This window comes from Endozoicomonas sp. PH6C (assembly GCF_059322965.1).
Genome location: NZ_CP185342.1, coordinates 4,040,020 through 4,055,439, shown reverse-complemented (window position 1 = coordinate 4,055,439; position 15,420 = coordinate 4,040,020). Strand labels below are relative to the sequence as shown.

Here is a 15,420-nt window from a genome sequence, read left to right as displayed (position 1 = left end):
CCAGATATGTATTATAACGTTAATAATTCCGACATAGCCGGTTCTCCTTCGCTACCACCTGTAAGCACTTCACCAGGGAAAGAACCATCGGGTGTCAGTGCGGGCAGGTCCGTCGCTGTGACTGAAAAAGAAATAGAGAAAACCCCTTTATTACACGATTTGCCCGAGGAATTAACCCTAAAAATTTTTCGCTTTTTGGAGCTTCGCGATATCATCAGTTTGCAACAGGTCTCTGCACACTTAAACAGGTTTATTAAAAACGAATATGTTCTGGAAAAGACATGGTATCGCCGGTTTTCTTTACCTCACCAATATCAATTGAAGAAAAGCCTTCCTGTAGAGGATAAAGAACAGCTCCAAAATTGGCTGCGACCGTTTACGAAGGATCAAGCGTTAGTCGAATCACTCATAAAACACCGAAAGGCCGTTTATTTTCCTGCTCTCTTTCATTTCGCCAAAGCCCGACTGATGTCTCAATACGAAAGGTACAATGTCGATGCAGAAGCCGTTATTGTTCATCAAGACAAGGTGAACACAGCCACCTTCAGCGCTGATGGTAGCCACCTGGTGACGGCCAGTGACGATGCAACGGCGATAATCTACGGCCAGAAGGCCAATGGATCATGGGAAGAAGAAACCATCATTTCCCATAACCGCGATATCGTATCAGCCCTCTTTAGTGCCGATGGCCGCCATGTGGTGACCGAAAGTGTCATTGGAGCGGCAAAAATCTATGGTCAGGTCGAGGGATCATGGGCAGAGAAACTGAGCATTTTCCATGATGGCAGTTTCTCCTCAGTCACCTTCAGTGCCGATGACCGCCATCTGGTGACCGCCAGTTCGGATAACACGGCGAAAATCTGTGCTCAGGGAGACGATGGGTCATGGGAAGAAAAACTCACCATTTCCCATGATGGCTGGGTCGAATTTGCCGTCTTCAGTGCCGATAGTCGTCATTTGGTGACCGCCAGCGACGATAAGACAGCAAGAATCTATGGTCAGGAAGTTGACGGATTATGGGTAAAAAAAATCACCATTTTCCATGACCGACTGATCGAATCAGTCACCTTCAGCGCTGATGGCCGCCGTGTGGTGACGACCTCTACCGATGGCACAGCGAAAATCTATGGTCAAAAGAACGATGGCTCATGGGAAGAAGAAATCATCATTTCCCATGATGACAGGGTCAACTCAGCTACCTTTGGTGCTGATAGCCGCCATTTGGTAACGGCCAGTGAGGATAACACGGCGAAAATCTATGGTCTGAAGGACGATGGATCATGGCGAGAAGAAGCCATCATTTCCCATAATCGCAATGTCGACTCAGCCGCCTTCAGCCCCAATGGCCACCATGTGGTGACGACAAGTTATGATGACACAGCGAAAATCTATGGTAAGAAGGACGACGGATCATGGGAAGAAAAGCGCACCATTTACCACGGTCACGGTGTCATCTCAGCCACCTTCAGCCCCGATGACCGACACCTGGTGACCGCCGGTTTTGATGGCAAAGCGAAAATCTATGGTCTGAAGGCTGACGGATCCTGGGTCGAGAAGGTCATCATTTCCCATGAGGCTTCACTCAAAACAGCCATCTTCAGTGCCGATGGTCGCCTGGTGGTGACCACCAGTAAAGATGGAACGGCAAAAATTTATGGCCAGATGACCAATGGATTATGGGTAGAAAAAGCCACTGTTACCCATGGAGGTACGGCTGAATCAACTGCCCTCAGCGCCAATGGCCACCATCTGGTTTCGCCTTTTCCCGATAATATTTTGACGATTTATAAGCTGTCGATGAAGGATTGATTGTTTGCTGTGATCAATAAAGGGAGGCCATTGCGGGTGTGCTGAAAGGCAGAAATTTCTTTAGTGGCAATTAACAACCTATTATGAACTTTTATTTCAAAGCTGACTCTAAGTACTCAACCATACGAAATCATATTTTCTGACTTATTGTTCAGGCACTCGCGGCAACTGCTCCTGCGTTGCTCTAGCTCCTGCATCCATGCAGTCGTGATGCGTTGCAACTCTGGTCACATAGCTTGCTATGTTCCCGTCGTTGCGCCTTGCAGAGCACCTGCCCAATAAGCCAGAAATATTCGATTCCGTATGGTTGAGTACTTAACAGACTTCATTCATTTTGAATGTCTTTGCCCATCGGGGGAGGTGAAGACTTAAGAGAAACCAGATATGTATTCTGACGTTAATCATTCCGACATAGCCGGTTCACCTTCGCTACCAGCTGTAAGCACTTCATTGGCGCAAGAACCATCGGCTGTCGGTGCGGGCAGGTCCGTCGCTGTTGTTGACAAAGAAATAGAGAAAACAGTTTTATTACACGATTTGCCCGAGGAATTAACCCTCAAAATTTTTCGCTTTTTGGAACTTCGGGATATTGTCAGTTTGCAACAGGTATCTACTCACTTAAACAGGTTTATTAAAAACGAACATGTTCTGGAAAGGACATGGTATGGCCGGTTTTCTTTATCACATCAATATCAATTGAAAAAAAGCCTTCCTGTAGAGGATAAAGAACATCTCCGAAATTGGCTGCGACCGTTTACGAGAGATCAGGCGTTAGTTGAATCACTCATAACACACCGAGAGGCCGTTTATTTTCCTGCCCTTTTCCATTTCGCCAAAGCCCGACTGATGTCTCAATACGAAACGTATAATGTCGATATAGAGGCCGTTATTGCTCACGACGATAAGGTGAACTCAGCCACCTTCAGCGTCGATGGTAGGCACTTGGTGACGGCCAGTGACGACGCAACGGCGATAATCTATGGCCAGAGGACTGATGGAACATGGGAAAAAAAAGGCGTCATTTCCCATGACGATGTTGTCAAATCAGCCCTCTTTAGCGTTGATGGCCGCCAACTGGTGACCGCCAGTAAGGATAACACGGCGAAAATCTGTGTTCAGGGAGACGATGGGTCATGGGAAGAAAAACTCACCATTGTCCATGATGCCTGGGTCCACTTTGCCGCCTTCAGCGCCGATGCCAGCCATTTGGTGACCGCCAGTTTCAATAACACAGCAAGAATCTATGGTCAGGAAGTCGATGGATCATGGGTAAAAAAAATCACCATTTTTCATCACCAACGGATCAACTCAGTCACCTTCAGTGCCAATAGTCGCCGTGTGGTGACAGCCTCCAACGATGGCACAGTGAAAATCTATGGTCAAAAGACCGATGGTTCATGGGAAGAGGAAACCGTCATTTCTCATGATCATAAGGTCAACTCAGCTGCCTTTAGTGCCGATGGCCGCCATTTGGTAACGGCCAGTGAAGATAACACAGCGAAAATCTACGGTCTGAAGGACGATGGATCATGGGGAGAAGAAGCTGTCATTTCCCATGGGAGCTATATCAGCTCAGCTGCCTTAAGCCCCAATGGCAGCCATGTGGTGACGACAAGTTACGATTACACGGCGAAAATCAACAGTAAGAAAGACGACGGATCATGGGAAGAAAAACGGACTATTTCCCATAATGACTACGTCAGCTCAGCCACCTTCAGCCCCGATAGCCGCCATTTGGTGACGGCCAGTGACGATGGCATGGCGAAAATCTATGGTCTGAAGACTGACGGATCCTGGGTCGAAAAGACCATTATTTCCCATCTGGGTGTTGTCACATCAGCCATTTTTAGCGCCGATGGCCAGCTTTTGATGACCGCCAGTTGGGATCGTACGGCAAAAATTTATGGTCAGGATATTAATGGATTATGGGTAGAAAAAGCCGTTGTTGCCCATAGAAGTTTGGCCAAATCAACCGCCCTCAGTGGCAATGGCCACCATTTGGTTTTGCCCTCTCTCCATAACATTTTGATGATTTATAAGCTATCGATGAAGAATTGATTGTTTGCTGTGATCAATAAAAGGGACGCCATTGCGCATGTGCTGAAAGGCAGAAATTTCTTTGGTGATGCTCAACAGCCTATTATGAACTTTTGTTTCAAAGCCGACTCTAAGTACTCAACCATACGGAATCATATTTTCTGACTTATTGTTCAGGCACTCGCGGCAACTGCTCCTGCGTTGCTCTAGCTCCTGCATCCATGCAGTCGTGATGCGTTGCAACTCTGGTCACATAGCTTGCTATGTTCCCGTCGTTGCGCCTTGCAGAGCACCTGCCCAATAAGCCAGAAATATTCGATTCCGTATGGCTGAGTACTTAACAGACTTCATCAATTTTGAATGTCTTTGCTCATCGGGGGGGGGGGAAGACTTAAGAGAAACCAGATATGTATTCTGACATCAATCATTCCGACATAGCCGGTTCACCTTCGCTACCAGCTGTAAGCACTTCATTGGCGCAAGAACCATCGGCTGTCGGTGCGGGCAGGTCCGTCGCTGTTGTTGACAAAGAAATAGAGAAAACAGTTTTATTACACGATTTGCCCGAGGAATTAACCCTCAAAATTTTTCGCTTTTTGGAACTTCGGGATATTGTCAGTTTGCAACAGGTATCTACTCACTTAAACAGGTTTATTAAAAACGAACATGTTCTGGAAAGGACATGGTATGGCCGGTTTTCTTTATCACATCAATATCAATTGAAAAAAAGCCTTCCTGTAGAGGATAAAGAACATCTCCGAAATTGGCTGCGACCGTTTACGAGAGATCAGGCGTTAGTTGAATCACTCATAACACACCGAGAGGCCGTTTATTTTCCTGCCCTTTTCCATTTCGCCAAAGCCCGACTGATGTCTCAATACGAAAAGTATAATGTCGATACAGAAGCCGTTATTGCTCATAATGACTGGGTGAAATCAGCCACCTTCAGCACAGATGGTAGCCACCTGGTGACGGCCAGTAGCGATGCAACTGCGCTTATCTATGGCCAGAGTGCCAATGGATCATGGGAAAAAAAAGGCATCATTTTCCATCAAGAGGGCGTCAGATCTTCCATCTTCAGCCCCGATGGTCGCCATGTGATGACCCTCAGTCGAGACTGTACGGCAAAAATCTATGGTCAAGTCGATGGGACCTGGGTGGAGAAACTCACTATTTCCCATGATCATTGGCTCAACTCAGCCACCTTCAGCGCCGATAGCAGCCACCTGGTGACCGCCAGCAATGATGAATCGGCGAAAATCTGCGTTCAGGGAGACGATGGCACATGGGAAGAAAAGCTTACCATTTCCCATGATGATAGGGTCAAATTTTCTGCCTTTAGCGACGATGGCCGTCATTTGGTGACCGCCAGTCACGATAACACGGCAAGAATCTATGGTAAGGAAGTCGATGGATCATGGGTAAAAAAAATCACCATTTTTCATGACCAACGGATCAACTCAATCACCTTCAGTGCCGAAAGTCGCCGTGTGGTGACAGCCTCTGAGGATGGCACAGTGAAAATCTATGGTCAAAAGACCGATGGCTCATGGGAAGAAGAAACCATCATTTCCCATGATGACTGTGTCAATTCAGCCACCTTTAGTACCGATGGCCGCCATGTGGTGACGGCCAGTAAAGATGACACAGCGAAAATCTTTGGTCTGAAGGACGATGGGTCATGGGGAGAAGAAGCGATCATATCTCACAATTCCTATGTCAACTTGGCCGCCTTCAGCCCCAATGACCGCTATGTAGTGACGGCAAGTTACACTAGAGCGAAAATCTGTATTAAGAAGGACGACGGGACATGGGAAGAAAAACGCACTATTTCCCACCGTAACTATATACGCTCAGCCACCTTCAGCCCCGATAGCCGCCATTTGGTGACGGCCAGTGACGATCGCATGGCAAAAATCTATGGTCTGAAGACTGACGGATCCTGGGTAGAAAAGACCATCATTTCCCATCTGGGTATTGTCATATCAGCCACCTTTAGTGCCGATGGCCGCCTTGTGGTGACCACCAGTACAGACAGAACGGTAAAAATTTATGGTCAGGATATTAATGGATTGTGGGTAGAAAAAGCCGTTGTTGACCAAATAGGGTTGCCCAATTTAACTGCCCTCAGCGCCAATGGTCACCATCTGGTTTTGCCCTTTTCCCATAACGTTTTGACGATTTATAAGCTATCGATGAAGCATTGATTGTTTGCTGTGATCAATAAAAGGGACACCATTGAGTATGTGCTGAAAGGCAGAAATTTCTTTAGTGGTTCTTAACAACCTATTATGAACTTTTATTTCAAAGCCGACTCTAACTGACTTCATCAAAATTGAAATTCCTTGCTAATCGGTGGGAATAATCAACCAAGAGAAACCAGATGTATTCTGATGTTAATTATTCCGACATAGCAGGTTCCCCTTCGATACCAGCTGTAAGCACTTCATTGGCGAAAGAACCGTCGGGAGTCAGTGCGGGCAGGTTCCTTGCTGTGCCTGAAAAAGAAATAGAGAAAACAGCTTTATTACACGATTTGCCTGAGGAAATAACCCTCAAAATTTTTCGTTTTCTGGAGCTTCGGGATATTGTCAGTTTGCAGCGGGTATCTACTTACTTAAACAGGTTTATTAAAAACGAACATGTTCTGGAAAGGACATGGTATCGCCGGTTTTCTTTACCACACCAGTATCAATTGAAAAAAAGCCTTCCTGTTGAGGATAAGGAACATCTTCGAAATTGGCTGCGACCGTTTACGACAGATCAAGCGTTAGTTGAATCACTCATAAAGCACCGAAAGGCCGTTTATTTTCCTGCCCTTTTCCATTTCGCCAAAGCCCGACTGATGTCTCAATACGAAAAGTATAATGTCGATACAGAGGCCGTTATTGCTCATAGTGACCAGGTGAAACCAGCCACCTTCAGCCCCGATGGCAGCCACCTGGTGGCGGCCAGTGAGGACGCAACTGCGCTTATCTATGGCCAGAGTGCCAATGGATCATGGGAAAAAAAAGGCATCATTCCCCATCAAAGGGGTGTCAGATCTGCCATCTTCAGCCCCGATGGTCGCCATGTGATGACCTTCAGTTGGGATTCTACGGCAAAAATCTATGGTCAAGTCGATGGGACTTGGGTGGAGAAACTCACTATTTCCCATGATGATTGGATCAACTCAGCCACCTTCAGCGCCGATAGCAGCTACCTGGTGACGGCCAGTGACGATGCAACGGCGAAAATCTGTGTTCAGGGAGACAATGGGTCATGGGAAGAAAAACTTACCACTTACCATGATGATTGGGTCAACTTTGCTGCCCTCAGCGTCGATGGTCGCCATTTGGTGACCGCCAGTGACGATAACACGGCCAGAATTTATGGTCAGGAAGTTGGTGGATTGTGGGTAAAAAAAATCACCATTTCCTATGACCGGGAGATCAACTCAGTCACCTTCAGCGCCGATGGTCGCCGGGTGGTCACCGCCAGTGATGATGGCACAGCGAAAATCTATGGTCAAAAGACCGATGGCTCATGGGAAGAAGAAACCATCATTTCCCATGATGACTGTGTCAACTCAGCCACCTTTAGTGCCGATGGCCGCCGTGTGGTGACGGCCAGTAAAGATAACACTGCGAAAATCTGTGGTCTGAAGGACGATGGGTCATGGGGAGAAGAAGCCATCATATCTCTTAATTGTTATGTCAACTTAGCCGCTTTCAGCCCCAATGACCGCCATGTAGTTACGGCAAGTTTCACCAGAGCGAAAATCCATAGTAAGACGGACGACGGATCATGGGAGGAAAAACGCACTATTTACCATCGTGACTCTATCTGCTCAGCCACCTTCAGCCCCGATAGCCGCCACTTGGTGACGGCCAGTGACGATCGCATGGCGAAAATCTATGGTCTGAAGACTGACGGATCCTGGGTTGAAAAAACCATCATTTCCCATCTGGATATTGTCTTGTCGGCCACCTTCAGCGCCGATGGTCGCCTTGTGGTGACCAGCAGTACAGATAGAACGGCAAACATTTATGGTCAGGATATTAACGGATTATGGGTAAAAAAAGCCTTTGTTGAGCAGACATGTTTTCCCACATCAACTGCCCTCAGTGCCAATGGCCATCATTTGGTTTCGCGCTTTCGCCATGACAAATATAGAATTTATAAGCTATCGATGAATCATTGATTGTTTGCTGTGGTCAATAAAAGGAACACCATTGCGCATGTGCTGAAAGGCAGAAATTTCTTTGCTGGCATTCAATAACATAGTATGAACTTTTATTTCAAATCCGGGTCAAACTCACTTTATCAATATTGAATATCTTTGCTCATCAGAGGGTGTCGCAAAAGCCCAACAACTCGTTTCCACGCTCTGCGAGGGTGTCGCAAAACTTCAACAGCTCGTTCTCACGCTCTGAAGTCGTCATTCCCGCGAAGGCGGGAATCCAGCGCCAACGGTGGATCTCTGCCTTCTCGGGGATGACAAGGCCAGGGGGACACCGGGCAGTAGGGTTCTGGTGGAGAGTCAGTGTGGATTCCCGCCTTCGCGGGAATGACTAGAATGAAGCCGGCAATGACGGGAGTCAGCGCGTTCCCACGCTGGGACCCACAGGGCCTGAAAGCATGGGAACCAGAGTTTTGCGACAGCCTCATCAGGGGGAGGGTGAAAACTTAGGAGAAACCAGATATGCATTCTGACCTTAATAATTCCGACATAGCCGGTTCGCCTTCACTTCCACCTGTGAGCACTTCATTGGGAGAAGAATCATCAGGTGTCAGTGCAGGCAGGTCCGTCACTGTGCCTGACAAAGAAATAAAAAAAACAACTTCATTGCCCGATTTGCCCGAAGAAATAATTATCAAAATTGCGCGTTTGCTGAAATTTCGGGATATCGTCAGTTTACAACAGGTATCTACTCACACATACACTGCCATTAAAAACGATCCTGTACTGGAAAAGGCATGGTTTCGCCGGTTTTCTTCACTGCACCAATATCAACTAAAGAAAATTCTACCTGTAGAGGATAAAGAACAGCTCCGTAGTTGGCTGCGACCGTTTACGAAGGATGAAACGTTAGTCGAATCAATATTAGAACACCGAAGTTATGATTATTTTCCTGCACTGTTTTATTTCACCAAAGCTCGAGTGATGTCTCAATGCAAGACGTTTAATGTAGATACAAAAGTGATCCTTAACCATTCTGGTTTTTGGGGTGGTGTGTTCTCAGCCACCTTCAGCGCCGATGGCAGCCACCTGATAACGAGGTGCGCAGACGGAAAGGCCAGAATTTACCATAACAATGGATCATGGGATAGAAAAGCCATTATTCCCCATAGAGATGAGATCGTGTCAGCCATCTTCAGCGCTGATGGTCGCTACGCAATGACCGTCAGTTTCGATAAAACGGCAAAAATCTATGGTCAGGTCGATGGGTCATGGGAAGAGAAACTCACTATTTCCCATGATGACTGGCTCAGCTCAGCCACCTTCAGCGCCGAAAGTAGCCATGTTTTGACCGCCAGTAGGGATCAAACGGTGAAAATATGTGTTCAGGGAGATGATGGGGCATGGGAAGAAAAATTTACTATTTCCCATAATGATTGGCTCGACTTAGCCAACTTCAGCCCCGATAGTAGCCATCTGGTGACCACCAGTTACGATTACACGGCAAAAATTTATGGTCGGGGAGTCCATGGATCATGGGAAGAAAAATTCACCATTTTCCATGGCCTGTGGATCAACACAGTCAACTTCAGTGCCGATGGCCGTCATCTGGTGACTGCCAGTGACGATGGCACAGCGATAATTTATGGTCAAAAGGCTGATGGCTCATGGGAAGAAGAAACCATCATTTCCCATGATCACAGGGTCAAGTCAGCCATATTCAGTGACGATGGCCACCATGTGATGACCGCAAGTAAGGATCATACGGCAAAAATCTATGGACAGAAGAGCGACGGCTCATGGGAAGAAAAGTGCACTATTAACCATGGTCGCCATATCCTCTCAGCTAACTTTAGCCCCGATGGCCGCCATGTTTTGACCGCAAGCAAAGATCATACGGCAAAAATCTATGGCCAGAAGAGTGATGGTTCATGGGAAGAAAAGTGCACTATTAACCATGGTCGCCGTGTCCTCTCAGCCAACTTCAGCCCCGATGGCTGCCATCTGGTGACGGCCAGTAAAGATGGTACAGCGAAAATCTATGGTCTGAAGACTGACGGATCCTGGGTCGAAAAGGCCATTATTTCCCATGAAGCTTCACTCAAAACAGCCACCTTTACTGTCGATGGCTGCCTTGTGATTACCACCAGTATGGATGGAACGGCAAAAATTTATGGTCAGTGGGCTAATGGGTCATGGATAGAAAAAGCCGTTGTTACCCATAGAGGTATGGCCGAAACTGTCCTCAGTGCCGATGGCTACCATTTGATTTCACCTTTTCGCTTTGACAATTTGAGAATTTATAAACTATCGATGAAGAACTGATTGTTTGCTGAGATCAATAAAGGGACACCATTCTGAATGTACTGAAAGGCAGAAGTTTTTTTTAGTAGCACTTAACAACCTATTATGAACTTTTATTTCAAAGCCGACTCTAATTGACTTCATCAATTTTGAATATCTTTGCTCATCAGGGGCATGGTGAAGACTTAAGAGAAACCAGATATGTATTCTGACGTTAATCATTCCGACATGGCCGGTTCACCTTCGCTAGCAACTGTGAGCACTTCATTGGGAAAAGAACCATCGGGTGTCAGTGTAGGCAGGTCTGTCACTGTGCCTGACAAAGAAATAAAGAAATCAACTTCATTGCACGATTTACCCGGGGAAATAATCATCAAAATTGCGCGTTTGTTGGAATTTCGGGATATCGTCAGTTTACAACAGGTATCTACTCACACATACACTGCCGTTAAAAACGATCCTGTACTGGAAAAGGCATGGTATTGCCGGTTTTCTTCACCACATCAGTACCAACTAAAGAACATTCTTCCTGTAGAGGATAAAGAACAGCTCCGAAATTGGTTGCGACCTTTTACGAAGGATGAAACGTTAGTCGAATCAATATTAGAACACCGAAGTTATGATTATTTTCCTGCTCTGTTTTATTTCACCAAAGCTCAACTGATGTCTCAATGCAAAACGTTTGATGTAGATACTGAAGTCATCATTGAACATGATGACTCTGTGAAATCAGCCAATTTCAGCGCCGATAGTCGTCATGTCGTGACCGCCAGTTATGACAAAACGGCAAAAATCTTTAGCCAGAAGGCCAATGGATCATGGGAAGAAAAAGTGACCATTCCTCATAATTATTGGGTTAAAGCGGCCATTTTCAGCCCCGATGGCCGCCACGTCGTGACCGTCAGTTGGGATAACACGTCAAAAATCTATGGTCAGGGAGTCGATGGGCTATGGAAACATAAACTCACCATTACCCATGATGGTTTGATCGAATCAGCCACCTTTAGCTCTGATGGTCTCCATGTGGTAACCGCCAGTGACGACTGTACGGCAAAAATTATTAGCCAGATGGCTGATGGATCCTGGGAAGAAAAACTCACCATTTCCCATGATGATTTCGTCAAGTTTGCCATTTTTAGCCCCGGTAGCCGTTTTATGATGACCGTCAGTTACGATCACACGGCGAAAATTTTTTGCCAGGGAGACGATGGAGCATGGAAAGAAAAAATGACTATTTTTCATGATTACTGGATCCGCTTAGCCACTTTTAGCGCCGATGAAGGCCGTTTGGTGATTGTTAGTTGCGATAGCAAGGTGAAAATCTATGACCAGATGGCCGATGGATCATGGGAAGAAAAAGTCACTTTTTTCCATATTCACTATATCAACTCAGCCACCTTCAGCGCCGATGGCCGCCATTTGTTGACGGCCAGTGAAGATAATACAGCGAAAATCTGTGATGAAAAGGCCGACGGCTCTTGGAAAGAAACCATCATTTTCCACGATGACAAAGTCAACTCAGCCACCTTCAGCCCCGCTGGCGATCATCTGCTGACCGCCAGTAGAGATGGCAAGGTGAAAATCTATTGTCTGGAGGCCGATGAATCATGGGAACATAAAACCACCCTTTCCCATGGTAACGATGTCGTCTCAGCCCTCTTCAGTGCCGATGGCCGTCATGTTGTGACCGCCAGTGAAGATGGCACAGCGAAAATCTCTGGCAGGAAGGCTGACGGATCATGGGTTGAGAAAGCCATTATTTTCCACAAAGGTTCGGTCACCTCGGTCACCTTCAGCGCTGACGGCCGCCATGTGTTGACCACCAGTGCAGATGGAACGGCAAAAATCTACGGTCAGGAGACTGATGTGTCCTGGGTAGAAAAAGCCATCATTTCCCATAATCATTCGATTGGATCGGCCACCTTTAGCGATGATGGCCACCACGTGATGACCCTCTGTAGTGATAACAAGGTACGAATTGATAGACTTCGGGGGAATGATTGTTTGCTGTGAAAATAAAAGGGATGCCATTCTGCATGCGCTGAAAGGCAGAAATTTCTTTGCTGGCATTCAATAACACATTATGAACTTTTATTTCAAATCCGAGTCTAACCGACTTCATCAATTTTGAACTTCCTTGTTAATCGGGGTTAAAAACTTAAGAGAAACCAGATATGTTTTCTGACGTTAATCATTCCGTCATAGCCGGTTCGCCTTCGCTACCAACCGTGAGCACTTCATTGGGAGAAGAATCCTCAGGTGTCAGTGCAGGCATGTCCGTCACTGTACCTGACAAAGAAATAAAGAAAACAACTTCACTGCACGATTTGCCCGAAGAAATAATCGTCAAAATTGCGTGTTTGTTGGAGTTTCGGGATATCGTCAGTTTACAACAGGTATCTACTCACACTTACACTGCCATTAAAAACGATCCTGCACTGGAAAAGGCATGGTATTGCCGGTTTTCTTCACTGCACCAATATCAACTAAAGAAAATTCTTCCTATAGAGGATAAAGAACAGCTCCGTAGTTGGCTGCGACCGTTTACGAAGGATGAGGCGTTAGTTGAATCAATCATAGAATGCCGAAAGAGTGATTACTTTCCTGCTCTATTCTATTTCTCCAAAGCCCGGCTGATGTCTCAATACAAAAAGTATATTGCAGATACAGAGGCCGTCATTACCCATGTTGACCGGGTGAACTCAGTCAGCTTCAGCATCGATGGTTGCCGGGTGGTGACGGCCAGTGACGATAACACGGCGATCATCTATGGCCAGAATGCCAATGGGTCATGGGAAGAAAAAGCGACCATTTTCCATAATGGTTCGGTCACATCAGCCAGCTTCAGCGCCGATGCCCGTCATGTGTTGACCACCAGTCAGGATGGAACGGCAAAAATCTATGGTCAGGAGACCAATGGGTCCTGGCTCGAAAAAGTCATCATTTCCCATGATGATTCGATCAGGTCAGCTACCTTTAGCGCCGACGGCCACCACGTGCTGACGAGTTTTAGCCAACACGTGATTATTAATAAGCTACGGATGGATCATTGTTCATTTGCTGCAGCAAATAAAAAGGGACGCCATTTTGCAGGCAGTAACTCAGGAGAAAGCAGGCATGCATTCTAAGCTTAATAACTTCGCCAAAGGTGATTCACCCTCGCTACCACCTATGAGCACTCCATTGGAGAGAGAACCATCGGGTGCCAGTGTCGGCAGGTCCATCACCATACCTGACAAAGAAGCCGGGAAGACAGCTTTATTGCAGGATTTGCCCGAGGAAATAACCATCAAAATTATTCGCTTGTTGGCGTTTCGGGATATTGTCCGTTTACAACAGGTATCTACTCATTTACACGGGGTTATCAAAAGCGATCATGCTCTGGCGAAGGCCTGGTATCAACGCTTTTCTTTATCACATCAAAATCAACTAGAGAAAATTCTTCCTGCTGAAGATAAAGAACAACTTCGTCATTGGCTGCGACCGTTTACGAAGGATAAAGCGTTAGTCGAAGCAATCATAGAACGCCGGGATAGGCATTACTTTGCTGCTCTATTCTATTTCACCAAAGCTCGACTGATGTCTGAATGCAAAATATTTAACGTAGATACAGAACTCGTTATTGATCATGATTACTTTGTCAGTTCAGCCAGATTCAGCACCGATGGACGCTATATGGTGACCAGCAGTTCTGATCACACGGCAAAAATCTTTGGCCAGGAGGATGATGGAACATGGGACCGAAAAGCCATCATTGAACATGAAGGTTCAGTCGAGTCAGCGAGATTCAGCCCTGAGGGTAGCCATGTAGTGACCGCCAGCAATGATGGCACAGCGAAAATCTATGTCCAGAAGGACAATGGATTATGGGAAGAAACGATCACCATAACCCATGATGATCAGGTTAACTCAGCCACTTTTAGTCCCGATGGACGCCATGTGTTAACACTCAGTGACGATGACAAAGTAAAAATCTGCAGTCAGGGTTTCGGTGGTTCATGGGAAGAAAAACTTATCATTTCTCATGAAGCTAAAATCAACACAGTCAGATTCAGTGGCGATAGCCGTCGTGTGGTGACAGCCAGTGACGACTATGATGCGAAAATCTTCGCTCAGCAGGATGATAAATCATGGGAACTACAAGCCACCATTTCTCATGATAACGATGTCAACTTTGCCAGGTTTATTGACGATGGCCGCCTTGTGCTGACCGTCACTGAAGATGATGAGGTGAAAATCCATGCCCAGGTGGCTGATGGGTTATGGGTAGAAAAAGTCACCATTTTCCACAGTGGTGCAGTCAACGCAGTGAGCACCGGTGACGGCCTTGTGGTGACGGCCAGTAGCGATAACACGGCGAAAATCTTCGGCCAGAAGAGCGATGGATCATGGGAACAAAAAGCGATCATTTCCCATGGTTGTCAAGTCAGGTCAGCCGATTTCAGTCCCGATGCCCGCCATGTGGTAACCGCCAGTTTTGACAACACGGCGAAAATCTATGGCCAGAAGGCCGATGGATCATGGGAAGAAAAAGTGACCATTCCCCATGATGACTGGGTTACAGAAGCCTCTTTCAGCCCCGATGGCCGTCATGTGGTGACGGCCAGTGTAGAGGGTGTATGCACACTCTTTGATAAGAATAAAGGCGGCACGGCGAAAATCTATGGTATCAGGGCTGATGGATCCTGGGTCGAAAAAGCCATTATTTTCCATAAGCTTTCGGTCAACTCAGCTACCTTCAGCGACGATGGCTGCCTTGTGCTGACCACCAGTAACGATGGAACGGCAAAAATCTATGGTCAGCAGACCGATGAATTATGGGTCGAAAAAGCGATCATTTCCCATGAAGATCCAATCAAATCAGCCACCTTCAGCACCGATGGACACCATGTACTGACTACCAGTAGTGGTAATAAAGTGCGAATTAATAAATTGCAGATGAATGATTGTTTGCTGTGACAAATAAAGGGGATGCACTTGTAAATGTGCTGAAAGTCAGAACTTTGTTATTTGCACTTAACAACATGTTATGAACTTTTATTTTAAAAACACTTCTAAGTTACATATCAATTTTAAATGTCCTGAAATGGTCATTTAGGAGAAACCAC

8 protein-coding genes are annotated in these 15,420 nt (G+C 46.3%); all 8 read left to right on the top strand.

Annotation, left to right across the window (positions count from 1 at the left end; all coding sequences use genetic code 11):
* Nucleotides 1-6: 6 nt before the first annotated feature.
* The 8 genes from ACOMG9_RS15715 to ACOMG9_RS15680 all read left to right on the top strand — a co-directional run bounded on the left by ACOMG9_RS15715 (nt 7) and on the right by ACOMG9_RS15680 (nt 15,271).
* Nucleotides 7-1,809, top strand: coding sequence for an F-box/WD repeat-containing protein (locus ACOMG9_RS15715; RefSeq protein ID WP_448217578.1), 1,803 nt, complete (start codon nt 7-9; stop codon nt 1,807-1,809).
* Nucleotides 1,810-2,193: 384 nt separating this feature from the next.
* Nucleotides 2,194-3,867 (top strand): F-box/WD repeat-containing protein, encoded by a 1,674-nt coding sequence (locus tag ACOMG9_RS15710; protein WP_494529081.1) that lies wholly within the window; start codon nt 2,194-2,196, stop codon nt 3,865-3,867.
* 386 nt (nt 3,868-4,253) lie between these two features.
* Nucleotides 4,254-6,053: an F-box/WD repeat-containing protein gene (locus tag ACOMG9_RS15705; protein ID WP_448217575.1), complete on the top strand. Its 1,800-nt coding sequence runs from the start codon at nt 4,254-4,256 to the stop codon at nt 6,051-6,053.
* A 176-nt stretch (nt 6,054-6,229) separates the two neighbouring features.
* Complete coding sequence (locus tag ACOMG9_RS15700; protein WP_448217574.1) at nt 6,230-8,029, top strand: F-box/WD repeat-containing protein; 1,800 nt, start codon at nt 6,230-6,232, stop codon at nt 8,027-8,029.
* Nucleotides 8,030-8,530: 501 nt separating this feature from the next.
* Nucleotides 8,531-10,333, top strand: a complete 1,803-nt coding sequence (locus tag ACOMG9_RS15695) for an F-box/WD repeat-containing protein (protein WP_448217573.1) — start codon at nt 8,531-8,533, stop codon at nt 10,331-10,333.
* A 180-nt stretch (nt 10,334-10,513) separates the two neighbouring features.
* Nucleotides 10,514-12,325 (top strand): F-box/WD repeat-containing protein, encoded by a 1,812-nt coding sequence (locus tag ACOMG9_RS15690; RefSeq protein WP_448217572.1) that lies wholly within the window; start codon nt 10,514-10,516, stop codon nt 12,323-12,325.
* 161 nt (nt 12,326-12,486) lie between these two features.
* The gene (locus tag ACOMG9_RS15685) at nt 12,487-13,440 is read left to right on the top strand and encodes an F-box/WD repeat-containing protein (RefSeq protein ID WP_448217571.1); all 954 of its coding nucleotides are present in this window, start codon (nt 12,487-12,489) and stop codon (nt 13,438-13,440) included.
* Nucleotides 13,430-15,271 carry an F-box-like domain-containing protein gene (locus ACOMG9_RS15680; protein WP_448217570.1) on the top strand — a complete coding sequence of 614 codons (1,842 nt, stop codon included), beginning with the start codon at nt 13,430-13,432 and terminating at the stop codon, nt 15,269-15,271. The genes ACOMG9_RS15685 and ACOMG9_RS15680 overlap by 11 nt, the downstream gene beginning before the upstream one ends.
* Nucleotides 15,272-15,420: the final 149 nt, after the last annotated feature.